The sequence below is a fragment of the Pseudomonas sp. XP2 genome (assembly GCF_053557975.1).
The window spans coordinates 45,568-66,161 of record NZ_JBNRIK010000008.1 but is presented as its reverse complement, the minus strand read 5'-3'; the positions used below and the strand labels follow the sequence as shown (position 1 = coordinate 66,161).

At 62.3% G+C, this 20,594-nt stretch carries 18 protein-coding genes; 8 read left to right on the top strand and 10 right to left on the bottom strand.

From position 1 onward, the window contains the following. Positions 1-379 precede the first annotated feature (379 nt). Entirely contained in the window at positions 380-835 is a 456-nt protein-coding gene (locus ACK1VC_RS11340; RefSeq protein WP_016484529.1) for an REP-associated tyrosine transposase, read from the top strand. Between the two features lie 121 nt (positions 836-956). On the opposite strand, the gene gbcB is transcribed toward ACK1VC_RS11340, so the two are convergent. Next, a complete protein-coding gene (gene gbcB, locus ACK1VC_RS11335; protein WP_016484528.1) occupies positions 957-2,057 on the bottom strand; it encodes a glycine-betaine demethylase subunit GbcB in 1,101 nt (366 codons plus the stop codon). 308 nt (positions 2,058-2,365) lie between these two features. On the opposite strand from gbcB, the gene gbcA reads away from it, so the two are divergent. After that, the gene (gene gbcA / locus ACK1VC_RS11330; protein WP_016484527.1) at positions 2,366-3,658 is read left to right on the top strand and encodes a glycine-betaine demethylase subunit GbcA; all 1,293 of its coding nucleotides are present in this window, start codon (positions 2,366-2,368) and stop codon (positions 3,656-3,658) included. 78 nt (positions 3,659-3,736) lie between these two features. Here the strand turns inward: gbcA and ACK1VC_RS11325 are convergent, their stop codons facing one another. The 7 genes from ACK1VC_RS11325 to ACK1VC_RS11295 form a co-directional block, all read right to left on the bottom strand. Next, positions 3,737-4,543 carry an RHS repeat-associated core domain-containing protein gene (locus ACK1VC_RS11325; RefSeq protein WP_224372423.1) on the bottom strand — a complete coding sequence of 269 codons (807 nt, stop codon included), beginning with the start codon at positions 4,541-4,543 and terminating at the stop codon, positions 3,737-3,739. 767 nt (positions 4,544-5,310) lie between these two features. After that, complete coding sequence (gene etfB, locus ACK1VC_RS11320) at positions 5,311-6,081, bottom strand: electron transfer flavoprotein subunit beta (protein ID WP_016484524.1); 771 nt, start codon at positions 6,079-6,081, stop codon at positions 5,311-5,313. A 10-nt stretch (positions 6,082-6,091) separates the two neighbouring features. Continuing rightward, positions 6,092-7,324 (bottom strand): electron transfer flavoprotein subunit alpha, encoded by a 1,233-nt coding sequence (gene etfA / locus ACK1VC_RS11315; RefSeq protein WP_191087181.1) that lies wholly within the window; start codon positions 7,322-7,324, stop codon positions 6,092-6,094. Further along, a complete protein-coding gene (gene dgcB / locus ACK1VC_RS11310; RefSeq protein WP_016484522.1) occupies positions 7,324-9,276 on the bottom strand; it encodes a dimethylglycine demethylation protein DgcB in 1,953 nt (650 codons plus the stop codon). The genes etfA and dgcB overlap by 1 nt, the downstream gene beginning before the upstream one ends. A gap of 164 nt (positions 9,277-9,440) precedes the next feature. Further along, complete coding sequence (gene dgcA, locus ACK1VC_RS11305; RefSeq protein WP_191087180.1) at positions 9,441-11,501, bottom strand: dimethylglycine demethylation protein DgcA; 2,061 nt, start codon at positions 11,499-11,501, stop codon at positions 9,441-9,443. 15 nt (positions 11,502-11,516) lie between these two features. Then, complete coding sequence (locus tag ACK1VC_RS11300; RefSeq protein WP_012316656.1) at positions 11,517-12,047, bottom strand: DUF5943 domain-containing protein; 531 nt, start codon at positions 12,045-12,047, stop codon at positions 11,517-11,519. A gap of 76 nt (positions 12,048-12,123) precedes the next feature. Beyond that, positions 12,124-13,101: a dipeptidase gene (locus tag ACK1VC_RS11295; protein WP_003255700.1), complete on the bottom strand. Its 978-nt coding sequence runs from the start codon at positions 13,099-13,101 to the stop codon at positions 12,124-12,126. 283 nt (positions 13,102-13,384) lie between these two features. Between ACK1VC_RS11295 and ACK1VC_RS11290 the strand changes: the two genes are divergently transcribed. Beyond that, entirely contained in the window at positions 13,385-13,786 is a 402-nt protein-coding gene (locus tag ACK1VC_RS11290) for a lysozyme inhibitor LprI family protein (RefSeq protein WP_060518030.1), read from the top strand. A gap of 161 nt (positions 13,787-13,947) precedes the next feature. Here the strand turns inward: ACK1VC_RS11290 and ACK1VC_RS11285 are convergent, their stop codons facing one another. Continuing rightward, entirely contained in the window at positions 13,948-14,892 is a 945-nt protein-coding gene (locus ACK1VC_RS11285; protein WP_191087179.1) for a GlxA family transcriptional regulator, read from the bottom strand. Positions 14,893-15,038: 146 nt separating this feature from the next. Between ACK1VC_RS11285 and choX the strand changes: the two genes are divergently transcribed. The 5 genes from choX to ACK1VC_RS11260 all read left to right on the top strand — a co-directional run bounded on the left by choX (position 15,039) and on the right by ACK1VC_RS11260 (position 18,984). Continuing rightward, positions 15,039-15,983: a choline ABC transporter substrate-binding protein gene (gene choX, locus ACK1VC_RS11280; RefSeq protein WP_096425472.1), complete on the top strand. Its 945-nt coding sequence runs from the start codon at positions 15,039-15,041 to the stop codon at positions 15,981-15,983. A gap of 123 nt (positions 15,984-16,106) precedes the next feature. Further along, positions 16,107-16,991, top strand: coding sequence for a BKACE family enzyme (locus ACK1VC_RS11275; protein ID WP_016484517.1), 885 nt, complete (start codon positions 16,107-16,109; stop codon positions 16,989-16,991). 18 nt (positions 16,992-17,009) lie between these two features. After that, the gene (locus ACK1VC_RS11270; protein ID WP_096425471.1) at positions 17,010-17,975 is read left to right on the top strand and encodes an L-carnitine dehydrogenase; all 966 of its coding nucleotides are present in this window, start codon (positions 17,010-17,012) and stop codon (positions 17,973-17,975) included. Positions 17,976-17,985: 10 nt separating this feature from the next. Further along, a complete protein-coding gene (locus tag ACK1VC_RS11265; RefSeq protein ID WP_016484515.1) occupies positions 17,986-18,456 on the top strand; it encodes a thioesterase family protein in 471 nt (156 codons plus the stop codon). Positions 18,457-18,726: 270 nt separating this feature from the next. Next, a complete protein-coding gene (locus tag ACK1VC_RS11260) occupies positions 18,727-18,984 on the top strand; it encodes a hypothetical protein (protein ID WP_016484514.1) in 258 nt (85 codons plus the stop codon). 163 nt (positions 18,985-19,147) lie between these two features. Here ACK1VC_RS11260 and gbdR read toward each other — a convergent pair whose 3' ends face one another. After that, a complete protein-coding gene (gene gbdR / locus ACK1VC_RS11255; RefSeq protein WP_016484513.1) occupies positions 19,148-20,254 on the bottom strand; it encodes a choline metabolism transcriptional regulator GbdR in 1,107 nt (368 codons plus the stop codon). Between the last annotated feature and the right edge of the window lie 340 nt (positions 20,255-20,594).

Here is a 20,594-nt window from a genome sequence, read left to right as displayed (position 1 = left end):
GGGATTCTGTTAGCCTGCCAGAGGCTCGGCGGTGGCTTGAGGGATTCTGCTAGCCTGCCAGAGGCTCGGCGCTGGCCTGAGGGATTCTGTTAGCCTGCCAGAGGCTCGGCGCTGGCTTGAGGGATTCTGTTAGCCTGCCAGAGGCTCGGCGGTGGCTTGAGGGATTCTGCTAGCCTGCCAGAGGCTCGGGGCTGGTGTGAGGGCTACGGTGAGCCTCCCCCAGGGTCTGTGCTGATCTGAAGGGTACGGTGAGCCTGTGGGAGCGGGCTTGCCCCGCGAAGAGGCCAGCGTTGCTACCCAACATCCAGAAAACATTCCACACCGCACGCCACTGACATCTCACCTAGTGTTGTCCCAGATCTCACATCAGGGACCCCACATGGACTGTGCCCAATCCCATCTGCTGCGCCGCGGCCGTTTTTCTCAGCCGGGGGGGCTTTACCTGCTGACCACGGTCACTCATGAACGTCAGCAGATCTTCACTCAATTCAACTACGCCCGTGGCGTGATCCAGCAACTGAGACAGGCGGAGCTCGATGGGCTTTGCCGGTCCCTGGCCTGGGTGGTCATGCCCGACCATGTGCATTGGCTGATTGAGTTGCAAAGTGGCACGTTGAGCTGCTTGATGCGCAGGTTCAAATCACGGAGTAGTCATGCGCTCTATCAGCGGGGCATGTCACGCAAGAAAATATGGCAGCCGGGCTATCAGGACCGGGCCTTGCGGCGGAAAGAAAGTGTGCTGCACGTGGCGAGGTACATCGTTGCCAATCCCATAAGAGCCGGGCTGGTTGACCGTGCGGGCGACTACTCACATTGGGATGCTGTATGGATCTGATGGCCCATTCGCGGGACAAGCCCGCTCCCACAGGTTTACCGAAACCTTCAGACCAGGGGTAAACCTGTGGGAGCGGGCTCGTCCCGCGAATGGGCTGCAACGCAGCCCCGGCTTTACAGGATCAGTAATCGATCCGCACATCCCCTTTCGGCACGCTGCAGCACGACAGGATGTAGCCCTCGGCTTCATCCTCTTCGGTGATGCCGCCGTTGTGCTCCATCTCCACTTCGCCGCCCAGCTTGAGCACCTTGCAAGTGCCGCAGATACCCATGCCGCAGGCTTTCGGGATCATCAGGCCAACCTTGGCTGCGGCCGCATGCACAGTCTCGCCCGGGGCGATGCGGATGCTCTTGTCGCTGCCGATAAACTCCACCAGGTTGAGGTCGGATACATCCAGCTCCGGTGCGTCGGCCGCCTGTTCGGCGTGCTCCACCGCATCGGCCTTGGCCTCGGCCGGCGTCGCACCAAACGACTCCTCGTGATAATTCTTCATGTCGAAACCAACGGCTTCGAGCATGCGCTTGACCGCCGTCATATAAGGCGTCGGGCCGCAGCAAAACACCACGCGCTCCATGTAGTCAGGGGCGATCAGTTCCATGAGTCGCTGATTCAGGTAACCGCGGTACCCCGCCCATGGCTCGCCCAGGCCATGCTTCTCGCAAATGATATGCAGGCTGAAGTTGGGGATGCGGGAGGCCATCTGTTCCAGCTCGCGATGGTAGATGATGTCCTTCGGCGAACGGGCGCTGTGCACGAACACCATGTCGACGTTGGCGTTGGTGTCATAGAACCAGCGCGCCATCGACATGACCGGCGTAATGCCGACACCGCCCGACAGGTACAGCGCCTTGCCCGCCGGGAAGTCGATGGCGTTGAACAGCCCCACCGGGCCGTGTACCGGCAGTTCGGCGCCTTCGTGCATGGTGTCGTGCAAGAAGTTGGACACCAAGCCACCCGGCACGCGCTTCACTGTGATCGAAAAACTGTAGGGCACCGACGGCGAACTGGAAATGGTGTAGGAACGCATCACCGGCTTGCCTTCGATCTCCAGCTCCAGGGTGACGAACTGCCCGGGCTTGAAGAAGAACATGATCGGCTGGTCGGCCATGAAGCAGAAGGTGCGCACGTCCCAGGTCTCCTGGATGACCTTGACGCAGCGCACGATGTGGCGGCCGTTGGCCCAGGTCTGGGTGGTGACCGGATTGAGGAAGGTATCGGACATGTTCATCTCCAGCAGCCGACTAGTGGGCTTTTTATGGCTTGGATAATGCGCAAGCTGAGAGCGACGTACATTCCTGCCAGCGACATCGGCGTGCTTATCGCGACCAGCCCCGCGCTACAAGGGCTGGCGCGTCGTAATTCAATTCGGCCATGTCGCCCATGGATACGGTTCGCGGCGTCTTCGGACGCACACTCCACGGCAAATAAACATGCCTGCTGTTTAAACAAAAAGCCGCTGATAACCGCCTTGCGGCAAAAACAACGATTAGCCACCTTTTGCCGGCCGCACACGGCCCCGAGGAATACACGATGGACGTCACCGCAACCCTGAGCCTGGGCGATCCACTGGAACCTGCACGCAAGGCTACCGCCGAGATGCTGCAGACCCGCGAGCGCACCTACTCGCTGCCCCAGCCTTTCTACACCGACGAGCGTCTGTTCCAGATCGACATGCAGGAGATCTTCCAGAAAGAATGGTTGATCGCTGGCATGACTTGCGAAATTCCGGCGAAAGGTAACTACATCACCCTGCAGATCGGCAAAAACCCGATCCTGGTGGTGCGTGGTGCCGAAGGCAAGGTGCACGCCTTCCATAACGTCTGCCGCCACCGTGGTTCGCGTTTGTGCGTCAGCGACAAAGGCAAGGTGGCCAAGCTGGTCTGCCATTACCACCAGTGGACCTATGAACTGGACGGCCGCCTGCTGTTCGCCGGCACCGAAATGGGCGCCGACTTCGACATGAAGGAGTACGGCCTGAAGCCGGTGCATGTGAAGGTGGCCGGTGGCTATATCTTCATCAGCCTGGCAGAAAACCCGCCTGCCATCGACGAGTTCCTGGCTACCCTGGAACACTACATGGAACCGTACGACATGGAGAACACCAAGGTGGCGGTGCACACCACCTTGATGGAAAAGGCCAACTGGAAGCTGGTGCTGGAAAACAACCGCGAGTGCTACCACTGCAGCGGTTCGCACCCGGAGCTGCTGCAAACCCTGCTGGAGTGGGACGACACCAACGACCCGCGCGCCAGCCAGGAATTCAAGGACCACGTGGCCGCTTCGGCCGCCGCCTGGGAAGCCGAAAAGATCCCGTACCTGCACAAGAGCCATGGCCTGCGTAACCGTATCGTGCGCATGCCCCTGCTCAAAGGCACGGTATCGATGACCATGGACGGCAAACAGGCCTGCCAGAAGCTGATGGGCCGCATCAAGAACCCGGACCTGGGCTCGATGCGCATCCTGCACCTGCCGCACTCGTGGAACCACTGCATGGGCGACCACATGATCGTGTTCACCGTGTGGCCGATCAGCGCCCAGGAAACCATGGTCACCACCAAGTGGCTGGTGCACAAGGATGCGGTCGAAGGCGTCGATTACGACCCGGAGCGCATGCGCAAGGTGTGGGACGCTACCAACGACCAGGACCGCCGCCTGGCGGAAGAGAACCAGCGTGGCATCAACTCCACGGCGTACCAGCCTGGGCCTTACTCGAAGACTTACGAGTTTGGTGTGGTGAACTTCATTGACTGGTACAGCGACCGCGTGTTGGCCAACTTGGGCGCAGAGCCTGCTCCATACCTGAAAGAGGTGAAGGCGCAGTAAACCATCATCGGTGGCCTGGCAGCGCTCCGAACTTAACAGCGTGAGCGCGCCAGGCAAACCGTATGCTCGGAGATTTCCCTATACCTGGACATCATGAGGCACCGATCGTAACGACCTGATCCAGCTCGCAGCGGCTGCAAATCCTCTGCCTACGTATGCCAACCCACGGCCTACGGTAGAGAGCATCTCGTCCAACATCGTCAAATCCATGAACGTATTCCCCAATAACCGGTGAGTGTCACGTGGATAAGTCCGCATGTAGTGGGCTACTTCACGTGCTGCGGCAAAATTTCCTGTCAAACCACCGCTCAGATTTGTGACCGTATTTCCTAGCGCGATGAGATCCACAGCGCTCTGAACGCTTGGGGTCACCCCGTTGGCAGCGGCGACCACCTGCCCGGCTACGCCAAAAGCGCCGGTCAAACTGAACTGCTGGTTCGAAATTCTGGCTGTAAGCGGTAGCTCCTGATAATCAGCGGGCACGCCGTTAGCCAACCGAGCAGCCGACCTGCGCCCGACCACATTCCTCATTGTTCGAACCGTCGCGCCCGAGAAGGTGGCACCGCTGGAGAGCAAGCCAATGCCCCTGAGTATGACGCCCCAGAATGCACCGTTTGGGTCATGCCGGTTTACCGGATCTCCGCCACAGTAGGCGTACCCATTGATACCCCCCTTGGAAAACGGGCTGAGCGAGTCACAGGTCGTAAAGCGCAAGAGGGTCGGGCTATAGAAGCGACGGCCATTGCCCAACGGATAATTGCCCGTGAGCGGATCACGATGCTGGCCACCAAAAGCCAGCACCGGTGCTGGGCTGGTTTTCATGAAGCCGTAAGGTGAATAAGCGTGCAGACCTGGCAACACGGAGCGCTGCAGGTCTGTCGTCAAAAAATGAGCCGCCATAGGTTATGCACAAGTTTTAATTGTTTGGAATACCGTAGCGGTGAATGAAAGGTGTGGCTACTGACATAAATATCAGGTGGAGGACTGATCATTTTTTGATCAAAGCCAGCAAGGCAGCCTAACTGTTGGGCCACAGAGGACTCCATACACCTTATCCACAGACTCACCAACAGAGTTTGTGAACAAAGCGCGAACATGCAGCGCGTCGGTTGTGGATAAGCGATTCAACGCCTTGAAAATCAGTGATCTGAAGATATCCATGCCCATTTGATCATTTCTTAATCAATCACTCACAAGCCAGGAGCTGCGCGGCTTTCAGGTAGCGCCGAACAGATTATCCACAGACCCGCTAACAGCGATTGTGGGCAAAACCTGCGGGACGCACGCATATCTGTGGCTGAGGAGCCGGCTCACATTTGATCAGTTTATGATCAAAACTCTCTGAGCCCCGTTATATATGGCCCCCAGCCATGCACCAACACTTTATCCACACCTTGGCGAACAGATTCCGTGGGCAAAACAGAGTTGCACTTGATGGTTGTGCCATTTCCGTCAAATCTGGCGGTGTGGTGGGGAAAAGGAGGGACTTATGCACAGGCGGTATGTGCCTGCAACAGATCAGGGGGTCGTTGTGGGAGCGGGCTTGCCCCGCGAAGCAGGCGACGCGGTGCATGGCACCGGCTGCGCCGGTGTTCGCGGGGCAAGCCCGCTCCCACAGAGTGAGGGGGGCTTGCCGAAGAGCGCGTAAGGCTTTAGCGCAGCACGCCCTCTTCCACCAGCAGCTTGAGGATGGCCTCAGCACCTTCCTGTGGCGAAACATCCTTCAGCACCTTGCCACCGCCGCCACTGGCCTTTGCCGTTGCTGCTTTCATGCGGTCCGCACCGCTCTTGGCCTTGATCACCTTCAGGCGCTTGGGCCGGGGACGGGCCGGTTGCAACTCGGCATCGGCCAGCAACTCATCTTCGACAATGGCCACATTACGCGCAGCCAGCACACCCCGTCGCGCGGGCCCGAATGCGCTCTGGCGCGGCTTGGGCGCAGCGTTATCCACAGTCGCCAGCAGCGGCAGGCGCACTTTCAGCCGGCGCCGCTGGCCCCGCGGCAACGCCTGCAAGACCTGGGCGGTGCCGTTCTCGATCGACTCCACCTCAGCCAGCCCCACGATCAACGGCCAGCCAAGTTTTTCGGCCAGCAGGAAGGGCAGCATGCCCGAGCCTTCACCCGTCTCGGCCTGGCTACCGGTCAGCACCAGCTGTGCCCCGGCGTCGCGCAGGTAATCCCCCAGCACGCCCAGCACATCGGCACCGGCCGGCTGCTCCAGCACGTCAAGATGGTCCAGGCCCATGCCCAGGTAGGCGCGCAGCGCTTCTTCCTGTGGGTTGCCGGCATGGACCACCTGCAAGTTATCCCCAGCCAGCTGCAAACCCAGTTCCACGGCGCGGGCATCCTGCTCGGCGCGGCGAGCGCGCCCGGAGCTTGGGTGGGCACCGATGGAAACCAGGCTGATCACTTTCGTACTCATGCTCGTGCCCTTATGCCGCGTCGCGCTGGCCGCCGCTGCGGTAGTTGTCCACAGCCTCGATCAGTGCCTTGAGAATCGCCGAACTGTCGCCAATCACCGACAGGTCCGCCCGTTTGATCATGTCGCAGCCCGGGTCCATGTTGATCGCCACCACCTTGTCGCAGGCGCCGATGCCCTGCAGGTGCTGGATGGCACCCGAGATACCCACAGCCACGTACACGCGCGCGGTGACCCAGGTACCGGTGGCACCCACCTGGCGATTGCGCGGCATGAAGCCGTCGTCCACCGCCACCCGCGAGGCACCTTCGGTGGCGCCAAGGGCTGCGGTGGCCTGGTGGTACAGGTCCCAGTCCTTGACCCCATTGCCGCCCGAGATGATGAACTCGGCCTCGGCCATGGCAATGGTGGCCGGGTCCACGGCCACCGAGCCCAGGTCTTCGATGCGCGACAGGCTGCGCGCCACGCGTGTGGACAACTCCACCGGCAAGGCTTCGTGACGGGTTTCGCTGACCGGCTCCGCGCACTCGGCGGCCGCCAGGATCAGCCGTGGCACGGCACGTTGCAGGTCTTGCTGGCCAGCACCGGCGCGGCCGATGCACTGGCCGTCCTTGACCTGCCACACCCGCGTGGCCGGGCGCTCGCCCAGCGCCGCGCCCAGGCGTCGGCCCAGTTCGCCGCCACCGGTGCGGCTGTCGGGCAGCAACCAGTGGCGCGGGGTGAACTGGTTATCCACAGCCCGCAGGCCCTGCACCAGTTGCTCCGGTGCATAACCCTCGAAGGCCTCGCCCTCGACGACCAGCAGGCGGTCGACGCCAGCTGTGGAAAAGTTGCTTTCCTTGTGCTCGTTAAAGACCACCGCCAGCACCGCGCCGTCACTGCCGGCCAGGCGGTGGGCCAGGCCGAGCAAATCGCGGTCGTGGCTGCTCAGGCGACCACCGACCATGTCCGGCACCACGGCGATGTAGAACGCCGGCGCCGGTACCTGGTGCAGCGGCAGCTTGACCTCTGCCGCCGCCGTGCGCCGCCCGCCCACACCGGTACCCTGCTGGGCGCCGCTGCGGTCGATGCGCTTGATGCCAGCCGGGCCGATGAAGCCTGCGGCAATCGCATGGGGGTTCTTGCGGATCAGGCCATTGGGCCCCATCCAGCTGGTCTGTTGCGTCTGCATGGCCGCATGCAGCGGGTGCAGGCGGTTACGGGCGATCCACTCGGCGCGTGGGTCGCGGCGGATAATGTCGCTCATCAGTGCACCTCCGCAGGTTCACGTTTGGCCGTTTGCGGCTTTGCGGCAGACGGCGCGTCCTCTTCGATCAGCACGTCGGCCACCAGCTCGGCCAGGTCCTTGATCTGCGGGCGCGGTTCGACCACGCCTTCGAGCATGGCGGTGCATTGTGGGCAACCCACGGCCACCAGCTCGGCCTCGGTCTCACGGATGTCGTCCATGCGCATGTCGGGGATACGCTGCTTGCCCGGGATGTCAGTGATCGGCGCCCCACCGCCACCGCCGCAGCAACGGGAACGGAAGCCCGAGCGCTGCATCTCGCGCACTTCGATACCCAGCGCCTTGAGCACTTCACGCGGTGCTTCGTACTCACCGTTGTAGCGGCCCAGGTAGCAAGGGTCGTGGTAGGTGACGCTGCCACCCTTGTGCTGGCCGAGGTTGAGCTTGTTGGCCGCGATCAGTTCGGCCATGTAGGTGCTGTGGTGCTGCACCTGATAGTCGCCGCCCAATGCGCCGTACTCGTTCTTCAGCACATGGAAGCTGTGCGGGTCGCAGGTGACGATGCGCTGGAACGTGTACTTGGCCAGGGTCTGGATATTGCGTTTGGCCAGTTGCTGGAAAGTCGCTTCGTCGCCCAGGCGGCGGGCAACGTCGCCACTGTCGCGTTCTTCCAGGCCGAGCACGGCAAAGTCCACGCCCGAGGCCTTCAACACTTTGACAAACGAACGCAGGGTGCGCTGGTTGCGCATGTCGAAGGCACCGTCGCCAACCCAGAACAGCACGTCGGTGGTTTTCACCTCCGACAGCAGTTGCAGGTTGAGGTCGGCTGCCCAGTTCATGCGCCCGCCGGGGGCGAAGCCGCCTGGGTTGTCAGTGGCGATCAGGTTGTCCAGCACCTCGGCGCCCTTGTTCGGGGTGGCGCCCTTTTCCAGGGTGAGGTGGCGGCGCATGTCGACGATGGCATCGACGTGCTCGATCATCATCGGGCATTCCTCGACGCAGGCACGGCAAGTGGTGCACGACCACAGCGTTTCGGCGTCGACCAGACCATTGACGATCGGCTGGTGCGGGTGGCCGCCATGCTCACCGATCGGCTTGCCCGGGTACGGGCTGCCGGCGAACTGGGCGTCCGTGCCGCCGGCCAGGCCGATGACCATGTCCTGAATGAGCTTTTTCGGGTTCAGCGGCTGGCCGGCAGCAAAGGCCGGGCACATGGCTTCACATTTACCGCACTGCACGCAGGCGTCGAAGCCCAGCAGCTGGTTCCAGGTGAAGTCCGCCGGCTTTTCCACGCCCAGCGGCGCGTTCGGGTCTTCCAGGTCCAGCGGCTTGAGACCGGTGGAGCGGCCGCCGCCGAAGCGCTCGGCACGGCGGTGCCAGGCCAGGTGCAGGGCACCGGCGAAGGCGTGCTTCATAGGGCCGCCCCAGGTCATGCCGAAGAACAGCTCCGACACACCCCACAGCACGCCCAGGCCGAGTACGGCGACCATCACCCAGCCGCCCGTGTTGGCGGGCAGGATGCCGGCGACCGGCAGGGTGGCAATGAAGAAGCTTGCGGCGAATACCAGCAGGCTCTTCGGCAAGCGCATCCACGGCCCCTTGGACAGGCGCGATGGCGGGTTGAGGCGGCGCTTGAAGACAAAGATGGCCCCGGTAAACATGATTACCGTGGCTACCAGTAACGCGTAGCCGAGGATTTTGCTCTGCAGGCCAAAGCCATGCACCAGAATCGCCAGCGCGGCCGACAGCACGAAGCCGCCTGCGGTAGCCACGTGGGTCTTGGACATGTACTTATCGCGCTCGACCACGTGGTGCAGGTCCACCAGGTAGCGCCGCGGCATGGCCAGCAGGCCGCCGATCAGGTCGACCTTGGAAGCCCGGCCACGCCGCCACATGCGCACCCGGCGCAGGGCGCCGAGCACTGCCAGGCCAAGGGCAGCGAACAGCAGGATGGGTAGAAGGGTGTTCAACATGGGAGGCTCCCACAACAACAGCTGAATTCTTGCGCCGCTATGCCCCTTGTGGGAGCGGGCTTGTCCCGCGAAGACGTCCGGCCTGACAACATCGTTGTTGGTGCTGACGCATTCGCGGGGCAAGCCCGCTCCCACAGGGGTCTACGGCGTTTAGGCGCGCGGGATCAGAAATCCTTGCACAGCCGCAAGGCGTCGTAGATCGCTGCATGCACGTTGCGCTGGGCCACGCAGTCGCCGATCCGGTACAGCAGGTAGCCCTCGCCCGGCTGGCTGAGGATCGGCTGCGGCTTGATGGCGAACAGCGCCTCCACATCGATCTGGCCCTTGTTGCGCGAGCCGTCCTTCAGCGCGTAGTACAGTGCTTCATCAGGCCGCACGCCGTTCTCAATCACCACCTGGTCGACCACGCGTTCTTCCTTGGCGCCGGTGTATTCGTTCTCCAGCACCGCTACCAGCTTGTCGCCTTCGCGGTAGACCTTTTCCAGCATCATGTCGCCGGTCATGATCACTTCTTTCGGGTACATGCTGCGGTAGTAGGTCGGGAAGGTCGTGCCGCCCATGGCCACGCCCGGCTTGATGTCGTCGGTGACGATTTCAACCTGGCTGCCTTTGTCGGCAATGTAGTCTGCTGCCGACATGCCGGTGAATTCACAAATGGTGTCGTACACCAGCACGTTCTTGCCCGGCGCAACCTTGCCGTCAAGTACGTCCCAGCTGCTGACCACCAGCCCTTCGGCAGCGCCCCAGTGCTCGTTCTGCTCGACGAACGGATGGCCGCCCACCGCCAGCACGATGACATCCGGGCGCAGGTCCTGGATGGCGTCCACGCTGGCAGCGGTCCCCAGGCGCAGGTCCACTTTCAGGCGCGCCAGTTCCAGCTGGTACCAGCGGGTAATACCGGCGATCTGGTCACGCTGCGGTGCCTTGGCGGCAATGGTGATCTGCCCGCCGATCTGGTTTTTTTTCTCGAACAGGGTCACGTCGTGGCCACGTTCGGCGGCCACGCGGGCCGCTTCCATGCCGGCCGGGCCTGCGCCAACCACCACCACCTTGCGCTTGACGCCGGTGGTCTTCTCGATGATGTGCGGCACCCCCATGTATTCACGGGAGGTGGCGGCGTTCTGGATGCACAGTACATCCAGGCCCTGGTACTGGCGGTCGATGCAGTAGTTGGCGCCGACGCACTGTTTGATCTGGTCAATCTGGCCCATCTTGATCTTGGCGATCAGGTGCGGGTCAGCCATGTGAGCACGGGTCATGCCGACCATGTCCACGTAGCCGCCTTCAAGAATGCGCGTGGCCTGGTTCGGGTCCTTGATGTTCTGCGCGTGCAGTACCGGGACCTTGACCACTTCCTTGATGCCGGCCGCCAGGTGCAGGAACGGCTCTGGCGGGTAGCTCATGTTCGGGATGACGTTGGCCAGGGTGTTGTGGGTGTCGCAACCCGAGCCAACCACGCCAATGAAGTCGAGCATGCCGGTGCCGTCGTAATACGCGGCGATCTGTTTCATGTCCTCGTGGCTGAGGCCATCAGGGTGGAACTCGTCGCCACAGATACGCATGCCCACACAGAAGTCGTCACCCACTTCGGCGCGCACCGCTTTCAGTACTTCCAGGCCGAACTTCATGCGGCCTTCAAACGTGCCGCCCCATTCGTCGGTACGTTTGTTGACCCGCGGGCTCCAGAACTGGTCGATCATGTGCTGGTGCACGGCCGACAGTTCCACGCCGTCCAGGCCGCCCTCTTTGGCACGCCGCGCGGCCTGCGCGTAGTTGCCGATGACGCGCCAGATCTCTTCCACCTCGATGGTCTTGCAGGTGGCGCGGTGCACAGGTTCACGGATACCCGACGGCGACATCAGGGTCGGCCAGTTGAAGCCGTCCCAGCGCGAGCGACGGCCCATGTGGGTAATCTGGATCATGATCTTGGCGCCATGCTTGTGCATGGCGTCAGCCAGGTTCTGGAAGTGCGGGATGATACGGTCGGTGGACAGGTTGACCGACGCCCACCATTCCTGCGGGCTGTCGATGGCAACAACGGACGACCCGCCGCAGATCGCCAGGCCGATGCCGCCCTTGGCCTTCTCTTCGTAGTACTTCACATAGCGGTCGGTGGTCATGCCGCCGTCAGTGGCGTAAACCTCGGCGTGCGCGGTGCTGAGCACGCGGTTGCGGATGGTCAGTTTGCCGATCTGGATCGGCTGGAACATTGCTTCGAATGCCATGACGCTATCTCCGGCTTACAACGGCTTTGTAACGAACAGGCCATCTTCGTGGCCTTCTTCCGACCCGCCGTAGACCTGTTCGGCCACGGTGCGGATCGAGCTGCCGCGGGCAGCGAGAATCTGGTCCATTGCGCCGGCGAACCAGCCGGTGAACATGTAGTCGACCTTGCGGCCACACTTGCCGTACACGTACACGAACGCCGAGTGCTTGAGCTTGACGCTGCAGGTGCCTTTGTCCAGGTCGATGTCCTGGATCTCGAACAGGCCCCAGCCACGCTGGCTCAGGCGCTTCATGTAGTGCTCGAACACCGCTACGCCTTCAAGGCCATGGCACTCGGCTTCTTTTTCACACCAGTGCCAGGCGGACTTGTAGCCGGCCTTGTAGAGGATCTCGGCATAGGCGTCGGCGCCCAGCACTTCCTCGATGCCCATGTGGTTGTTGACGAAGAAGTGGCGCGGCACGTACAGCATCGGCAAGGCGTCGCTGGTCCAGACACCGGTTTCGCTGTCGACTTCGATTGGCAATTGCGGGGCGATCTTGGCCATGGAAACTCAACTCCATAAAATTTTTATGTGGGTGCCCCGGCGTTGCTGGCAGGGGCTTTCAGGCTTGGAGAGCGGCTTACTCGCCCCAGACGTCCTTGAGGACGTTGACCCAGTTCTCGCCCATGATCTTGCGCACCACACGCTCGGAATGGCCGCGCTTGAGCAAGGTTTCGGTGAGGTTGGGGAATTCGCCCACGGTGCGGATGCCCAGCGGGTTGATGATCTTGCCGAAGTTGGTGAGGCGGCGGGCGTAGCCCTTGTCGTGGGTCAGGTACTCGAAGAAGTCCTGGCCGTGGCCCTGGGTGAAGTCGGTACCGATACCGATGGCGTCTTCACCGACAATGTTCATGGTGTACTCAATGGCTTCGGCGTAGTCGTCGATGGTGGAGTCGATGCCTTTGGCCAGGAACGGCGCGAACATGGTCACGCCGACGAAGCCGCCGTGGTCGGCGATGAACTTCAGCTCTTCATCCGACTTGTTGCGCGGGTGCTCTTTCAGGCCCGATGGCAGGCAGTGCGAGTAGCACACCGGCTTTTTCGATTCGAGGATGACCTCTTCGGAAGTCTTGGAGCCGACGTGGGACAGGTCGCACATGATGCCGACGCGGTTCATTTCCGCGACGATCTCGCGGCCGAAGCCCGACAGCCCGCCGTCACGCTCGTAGCAGCCGGTGCCCACCAGGTTCTGGGTGTTGTAGCACATCTGCACGATGCCTACGCCCAGCTGCTTGAACACGTCAACGTAAGCGATCTGGTCTTCGAACGCATGGGCGTTCTGGAAGCCGAACAGGATGCCAGTCTTGCCCAGCTCCTTGGCCTTGCGGATGTCGGCGGTGGTGCGCACCGGCATTACCAGGTCGCTGTTGTCACGGATCAGCTTCTGGCTGGAGGCAATGTTGTCGACGGTAGCCTTGAACCCTTCCCAGACCGACACCGTGCAGTTGGCCGCAGTCAGCCCGCCTTTGCGCATGTCCTCGAACAGCTCGCGGTTCCATTTGGCAATGATCAGGCCGTCGATGACGATGCTGTCGGCGTGAAGTTCGGCTGGGCTCATCAGGCTGTCCCCTTTTATTGAATGGTTGGCGCCAAACCTTGTGCCGGCGCTTTGGGGCCAGCATATGCCTGTGCCCAAAGGCGCCCCGATGCAAAAACGACAGGGGGTTTGCCGAAAGCGTCAATGCGCGACAACACGCCCTCTGGCACGCCGTCTGGCGATGAGAGACAGTCTCGATAACGACCTTTCTGGCGGCTTTATGAACATTTGGACAGGTGGCTACCACAGCGCCGTCGTCTGAGCGAGAATCCTGCGATTCGTCAGCCTGTTGAGGAGAAAAGGGATGAAATCATTGGCATGGCTGGTATTGCTGGCCGTCGTATCGGGCGCCCACGCCGGGGAGGAAGAAAGCACCCCGTGCGACAACGTCGAGACCGACCAGCAGACCTACGCCTGCGCGGCGTTCAACAAGCAGACGGCAGAGCGGGAGCTGAAGTCGGCTTACGATGACTTGATCCAGCGCATTCGCGATCAATATGCCGACGAAGGCGACCAGGCCACTGCCCTGATCGGGCGCATGGACGCGGCAGAGAAGCTGTGGATGCAACTGCGCGATGCTGATTGCAAGGTCGAGACCTATGCCGAAAAGGCGGGGAGCAAGGCATTCCAGGCGGCCTGGGATACCTGCGTGGCCCAGCGCAGTGATGACCGGTCGGAGTATTTGCAGTCCATTGGCCAGCAGTAAACCTGCACCGGCCTCTTCGCGGGACAAGCCCGCTCCCACAGGATCACCTCAGCCACTGAGGACTGCCATGGTCCTGTGGCCCAGGATTCAACAGAGCCTGAGAGATGTGGGGTCCCTGTGGGAGCGGGCTTGTCCCGCGAAGAGGCCAGCACTGACAAACATCAAACCGCCCTGGCCAACCTGTCCTCCCGCGGGCAACGATGATACCGGGCCCTATAACAGCGGGTAAAATACGAAGCCGACTCAAACCCACACGCCACGCCCACCTCCAGCACACTCATGTCGGTCTGGCGCAACAACTGCCTGGCCTTATCCAGCCGCAGTCGCAAATAGAAACCACTGGGCGTGTCGTCCAGGTGCACACGAAACAGCCGTTCCAGCTGCCGCCGGGTCACCTGCACCGCTTCTGCCAGCACCTGGGTATTGAGCGGCTGCTCGGTATTGCGCTCCATTTCGCCAATCACCTTCACCAGCTTCTTGTTGCTGATGCCATAGCGGCTGGCGATCTGCATGCGCTGATGGTCTTGTCGCTGGCGGATACGCCCAAGCACGAATTGCTCCGACACCTGCACCGCCAACTCGCTGCCATGGGCCTGTGCAATAAGGTCGAGCATCAGGTCGATCGACGCCGTGCCGCCAGCGCAGGTGATGCGCCGTCGGTCGATCTCGAACAGCTCCTGGGTCGCCTGCAGGCCCGGGTAGTTCTCCTTGAACGCCTCCAGCGCCTCCCAGTGCACGGTGGCGCGGTGGCCGTCGAGCAGGCCGGACTCGGCCAGTACAACGGCGCCGGTATCGATACCGCCCAGGATCACCCCGTCGTGGTCCAGGCGGCGTAGCGCCTGCTGCAGGCCCGGCCCGTAACAGGCCAGGGGATCGAAACCGGCCACGATCAGCAAAATGCCCGCAGACTCGCCCGCGGCCAACGCCGCATCGGCGTTCACCGACATGCCGTTGCTGGCCTGCACCGCCCCGCCATCCAGGCTCAGCACCTGCCAGCGGTACGACGGGCCCTTGAACCGGTTGGCTACCCGCAGCGGCTCCAGGGCACTGATGAAGCCCATGGCCGAGAACCCGGGCAACAGCAGAAAATGAATGGTTTGCAGCATTGCATGCTCCACGGCAAAGGTGGTCGCCTCCGTGCAAGTGTTGGTCGCCAGGGTGCGATTTTTCACCCTGCCAGCAGCGTAGCGTGTTCACACGGTCCAGAGAGACCGAACCCCATAACAATATGCACTGCCGATGGAGAGCCACCATGCACAGCTTGATCCGCCGCAGCCTGTTGACCCTTGCCCTGAGTAGCATCGCCACTTCCCCGCTTTACGCCGCAGAGCCTGCGGCCTGCAAGAACGTGCGCCTGGGCGTGGTCAACTGGACCGACGTCATCGCCACCAGCGCCATGGCCCAGGTGCTGCTCGATGGCCTGGGCTACCAGACCAAACAGACCAGCGCTTCGCAGCAGATCATTTTCGCCGGCATCCGCGACAAGCGCCTGGACATGTTCCTGGGTTACTGGAACCCGATCATGACCCAGACCATCACACCGTTCATCGATGCCCAGCAGGTAAAGGTGCTGGAAAAGCCCAGCCTGGAAGATGCGCGGGCGACCCTGGCAGTGCCGAAGTACCTGTATGACAAAGGCCTGAAGACCTTCGCCGACATTCACAAGTTCGAGAAAGAGCTGGGCGGCAAGATCTATGGCATCGAGCCAGGCTCGGGCGCCAACACCCAGATCAAGGCCATGATCACCAAGAACCAGTTCGGCCTGGGCAAGTTCCAGCTGGTCGAGTCCAGCGAGGCCGGCATGCTCGCTGCCGTCGACCGCGCCGTGCGCCGCAAGGAGGCCGTGGTGTTCTTCGGCTGGGCGCCGCACCCGATGAACGTGAACATCGACATGGCCTACCTGGGCGAGAGCCAGGATGCCTTGGGCCCTGACGAAGGCCGCGCCACGGTATGGACGGTAACTGCGCCGGACTACGCCGAACGCTGCCCCAACGCCCACCGCCTGCTGGCCAACCTGAACTTCAGCGCCGAGGACGAGAGCCGCATGATGCAGCCGCTGCTCGACCACAAGGACGCACTGGAATCGGCCCGCCAGTGGCTCAACGACCACCCCGACGACAAGGCCCGCTGGCTCGAAGGGGTCACCACCTTCGACGGCAAGCCTGCGGCCGAGAACCTCAAGCTCACCGCCAACTGATCCGGCCTCTTCGCGGGGCAAGCCCGATCCCACAGGTACAGCGTAAAACACAGGATCTCGCTGATCCTGTGGGAGCGGGCTCGCCCCGCGAAAGGGCCATCACAGACACTACAAGGAACCGCCATGAACCACGACGTCATCATCACCTGCGCCCTCACCGGCGCCGGTGACACCGCCTCGAAAAGCCACTTGGTCCCGGTCACCCCCAAGCAGATCGCCGAATCCGCCGTCGAAGCCGCCAAAGCCGGCGCCACCGTGGTCCACTGCCACGTCCGCGACCCGCAAACCGGCCGTTTCAGCCGCGACGTAAACCTTTACCGCGAAGTCATGGAACGCATCCGCGAAGCCGATGTGGACATCATCGTCAACCTCACCGCCGGCATGGGTGGCGACCTGGAAATCGGCCCAGGCGAAACGCCCCTGGAGTTCGGCCCGGGCACCGACCTGATCGGCCCGCTGGAGCGCCTGGCCCATGTCGAGGCCCTGTTGCCGGAAATCTGCACCCTCGACTGCGGCACCCTCAACTTCGGTGACGGCAATTCGATCTACGTCTCCACCCCGGCGCAACTGCGCGCCGGCGCCAAACGCATCACCGAACTGGGCGTGAAAGCTGAACTGGAAATTTTCGACACCGGCCACCTGTGGTTCGCCAAGCAGATGATCAAGGAAGGGCTGCTCGAAGACCCGCTGTTCCAGCTGTGCCTGGGCATTCCCTGGGGCGCACCGGCCGACACCACCACCATGAAGGCGATGGTCGACAACCTGCCCGCCAATGTCACCTGGGCCGGCTTCGGCATCGGACGCATGCAGATGCCGATGGCCGCGCAAGCTGTGTTACTCGGCGGCAATGTGCGGGTAGGCCTGGAAGACAACCTGTACCTGGACCGCGGCGTGCTGGCCAGTAACGGCCAGTTGGTCGAGCGGGCGGTGGAGATCATTTCCCGCCTCGGTGCCCGCGTGCTGACCCCGGCCGAAGGCCGGGAAAAGATGAACCTCAAACGCCGCTGATCACTTCAGGAGACTGATATGCCCTTCATCACCGAGATCAAGACCTTCGCCGCGCTGGGTAGCGGCGTAATCGGCAGCGGCTGGGTTGCCCGCGCCCTTGCCCACGGCCTGGACGTGGTCGCCTGGGACCCGGCGCCCGGTGCCGAGCAAACACTGCGCAAGCGCATCGCCAACGCGTGGCCGGCGCTTGAAAAACAGGGCCTGGCCCAAGGTGCATCACAGGGTCGGCTGAAAGTCGTCAGCACCCTCGAAGAATGCGTACGCGACGCCGATTTCATCCAGGAAAGCGCACCCGAGCGGCTGGACCTCAAGCTCGACCTGCACGCAAAAATCAGCGCCGCCGCCAAGCCCGAGGCCATCATCGGTTCCAGCACTTCAGGCCTGCTGCCCAGCGAGTTCTACGAGTCGGCTACCCACCCCGAACGCTGCGTGGTCGGCCACCCGTTCAACCCGGTTTACCTGCTACCGTTGGTCGAAATCGTCGGCGGCAAGCGTACCGCGCCTGAAGCCATTGAGGCGGCAAAGACCATCTACACCGCGCTGGGCATGCGCCCGTTGCATGTACGCAAGGAAGTGCCCGGTTTCATTGCCGACCGCCTGCTCGAAGCGCTGTGGCGCGAGGCGCTGCACCTGGTCAACGACGGCGTGGCGACCACCGGTGAGATCGACGATGCCATCCGCTTTGGCGCAGGCCTGCGATGGTCGTTCATGGGCACTTTCCTCACCTACACCCTGGCCGGTGGCGATGCCGGCATGCGCCACTTCATGTCGCAGTTCGGCCCGGCCCTCAAGCTGCCCTGGACGTACCTGCCGGCACCAGAGCTGACCGACAAGCTGATCGACGATGTGGTGGACGGCACCTCGGAGCAACTGGGCGAGCGCAGCATCGCCGCGCTGGAGCGCTATCGTGATGACACCCTGCTGGCGGTGCTGGAGGCTGTGAAGACCAGCAAGGCCACACACGGCATGGCCTTTGGCGATTGAGGAGTAAGCAATGCCCGCACTTGTGACCTACCGCACCCCAGTCCAGGAGGACTGGGTCGATTACAACGGGCATCTGCGCGATGCCTTCTACCTGCTGATTTTCAGCTACGCCACCGATGCGCTGATGGAGCGCATCGGCCTGGACGCCGACAGCCGTGGGCAAAGCGGAAATTCCCTGTTTACCCTGGAGGCGCACATCAACTACCTGCATGAGGTGAAGCTGGGGGCCGAGGTGTGGGTGCAGACGCAGATCATCGGGTTCGACCGCAAGCGCCTGCACGTCTACCACAGCCTGCACCGGGCCGGGTTCGACGAGGTGCTGGCTGCAAGTGAGCAGATGCTGTTGCATGTAGACCTGGCGGGGCCGAAGTCAGCACCTTTTAGTGAACAGAGTGCGCAATTGCTGCAAAACCTGGCAGATAGCCAGCGCGACTTGCCTGCCGCGCAATTCATCGGCCGCGTCCTGCAATTACCCCACTGAGCGCTCAAAAAAATAACCCCGGAAAGCCGTGAGCATCCGGGGTCAAGAGCGAGCAACATCCACTGTGCATGAGTGAGGGTGACCAAACCCTCGTGGACCGTGAATGACTGCAGTCTGCTGGCTTCCCGGAAGCGGCAATTAGCCGGGAACGACCTGTTCTTAGCCAAACCAGCCATTGCGACATTCAGCCCTTGCGGGCCTGTCGCTGCAGACACAGAATCGGTCGTAAATCACAGCAGCACTCTCTTCGCGATAAAAGGGACAACAGCCATGATGCATGCGGATTTGATTGATCAGGACGACCTGGCAGGCCACCTGCGCGCGCGCGGTTTCGACATCCCCGCCGGGGCCACTGCCGAGCAGGCCTGCGAGGCGGTGGTATGCGGGCTGACCGAGCCCAATGCGCGGGCACTGAAAGGGATGGTCGAGCAGATGTATACCGGCAGCGCGACGATTTTGCCGGCAGTGCGCCAGGCGATCGACAAGCAGTTGTTGCCGGCGTTGGCGGCGTTCAACAAACGCGCGTAACTCATTCATCCAGGACCGGCCCCTTCGCGGAACAAGCCCGCTCCCACAGGCTCAACGCCGGTTCACACTCAGCGGATGGCCTGTGGGAGCAGGCCACCGCTGGTTCAGCTTCAGCGGTCGACTCGTGGGGGCGGGCTTGCCCCGCATAAGAGTCGACTCGATATCAGAGCCTTACACTGGCAAAGGTCGACTCGTTGCGCGCCTGGCTCAGGGCCGCCATTGGTCCACTGTGCGGCGACAGGGTCATGGCCTGCGGAATCGGCATCATGGCCACCTGCTGCGCAGTGTTGGACCCCACGCGCTCGTCACGCGGCGGAATGCCGAAGTACTCGCGGTAGCACTTGGAGAAGTGCGGTGTGGACACAAAGCCGCACACCGACGCCACTTCGATGATCGACATCGGCGTCTGCTTGAGCAACTGCCGCGCACGAATCAGGCGCAGTTTCAGGTAGTAACGCGATGGCGAGCAGTGCAGGTACTTCTGGAACAGCCGCTCAAGCTGGCGACGCGACACCGACACGTACACCGCCAGTTCGTCGAGGTCGATCGGCTCTTCGAGGTTGGCCTCCATCAGCGCCACGATTTCCTGCAGCTTTGGCTGGTTGGTACCCAGCATGTGCTTGAGCGGCACGCGTTGGTGGTCCTGCTCGTTGCGGATGCGCTCGTACACGAACATCTCGGAAATGGCCGCCGACAGCTCGCGGCCATGGTCGCGGCTGATCAGGTGCAACATCATGTCCAGCGGTGCAGTGCCGCCAGAGCTGGTGAAGCGATTGCGGTCGAGGGTGAACAGCCGGGTGCTCATGTTCACCCGCGGGTAGGCCTCCTGCATGGCCGCCAGACACTCCCAGTGCACACTGCAATCGAAACCGTCGAGCAGCCCGGCACAGGCCAGGGCCCAGCTGCCAGTGCACACCGCGCCCAGGCGGCGCGACTGGCGGGCCTGGGCTTGCAGCCAGGTGACATGCTCACGGGTAACGGTGCGCTGGATACCTACCCCACCGCAGACGATCACGGTATCGATGGGCGGCGCGCTGTGCATGGCGGCATCCGGGGTGATCTGCAGGCCGTCGCTGGCCCAGACCTGGCCGCCGTCGACCGTCAGGGTGTGCCAGCGATACAGCTCGCGGCCGGACAGCTGGTTGGCCATACGCAGCGGCTCGACAGCCGATGCCAGGGAAATCAGGGTGAAATTGTCCAGTAGAAGAAACCCGATGGACTGGGGTGCTGTGCGGTTCTGGGTTGGGGTCCCGGAGGTGTACGACGTCATCGCGATTTCTCCTCACACAAATGCAGGGTGTGCCTCAGGCGGACACTGATTTCTTGTTATGACCCCTCGGTCATTTTCCGGGGGCATGTTTGCCAATATCAACGCAAAGGCCGTGCCTGAAATTGAACGGCTATCCAAAAAAACCTGAAAACGACACCTTCATCAGGCAAATCAGGGGCTTCGGCCGAGTTGGCAGACAGTCGCAAAACAGGCGTGCTAGGCGCCGTGCGTGTAACGGCTGAGCAATTCGGTGACACGTGCACTGCAAGTTGCCCAGAAACGACACTCTTGAGTGTCACCGACAATGCCCACACTGATAGCGACACCCGACGATCGGTAG

Coding starts and splice junctions, on each gene's coding strand:
- ACK1VC_RS11340 (WP_016484529.1), top strand. CDS start 380: ATGGACTGTGCCCAATCCCATCTGCTGCGCCGCGGCCGTTTTTCTCAG.
- etfB (WP_016484524.1), bottom strand. CDS start 6,081: ATGAGTACGAAAGTGATCAGCCTGGTTTCCATCGGTGCCCACCCAAGC.
- etfA (WP_191087181.1), bottom strand. CDS start 7,324: ATGAGCGACATTATCCGCCGCGACCCACGCGCCGAGTGGATCGCCCGT.
- ACK1VC_RS11300 (WP_012316656.1), bottom strand. CDS start 12,047: ATGGCCAAGATCGCCCCGCAATTGCCAATCGAAGTCGACAGCGAAACC.
- ACK1VC_RS11285 (WP_191087179.1), bottom strand. CDS start 14,892: ATGCTGCAAACCATTCATTTTCTGCTGTTGCCCGGGTTCTCGGCCATG.
- ACK1VC_RS11295 (WP_003255700.1), bottom strand. CDS start 13,101: ATGAGCCCAGCCGAACTTCACGCCGACAGCATCGTCATCGACGGCCTG.
- gbcB (WP_016484528.1), bottom strand. CDS start 2,057: ATGTCCGATACCTTCCTCAATCCGGTCACCACCCAGACCTGGGCCAAC.
- ACK1VC_RS11260 (WP_016484514.1), top strand. CDS start 18,727: ATGATGCATGCGGATTTGATTGATCAGGACGACCTGGCAGGCCACCTG.
- gbdR (WP_016484513.1), bottom strand. CDS start 20,254: ATGACGTCGTACACCTCCGGGACCCCAACCCAGAACCGCACAGCACCC.
- ACK1VC_RS11265 (WP_016484515.1), top strand. CDS start 17,986: ATGCCCGCACTTGTGACCTACCGCACCCCAGTCCAGGAGGACTGGGTC.
- choX (WP_096425472.1), top strand. CDS start 15,039: ATGCACAGCTTGATCCGCCGCAGCCTGTTGACCCTTGCCCTGAGTAGC.
- gbcA (WP_016484527.1), top strand. CDS start 2,366: ATGGACGTCACCGCAACCCTGAGCCTGGGCGATCCACTGGAACCTGCA.
- ACK1VC_RS11290 (WP_060518030.1), top strand. CDS start 13,385: ATGAAATCATTGGCATGGCTGGTATTGCTGGCCGTCGTATCGGGCGCC.
- dgcA (WP_191087180.1), bottom strand. CDS start 11,501: ATGGCATTCGAAGCAATGTTCCAGCCGATCCAGATCGGCAAACTGACC.
- ACK1VC_RS11275 (WP_016484517.1), top strand. CDS start 16,107: ATGAACCACGACGTCATCATCACCTGCGCCCTCACCGGCGCCGGTGAC.
- dgcB (WP_016484522.1), bottom strand. CDS start 9,276: ATGTTGAACACCCTTCTACCCATCCTGCTGTTCGCTGCCCTTGGCCTG.
- ACK1VC_RS11270 (WP_096425471.1), top strand. CDS start 17,010: ATGCCCTTCATCACCGAGATCAAGACCTTCGCCGCGCTGGGTAGCGGC.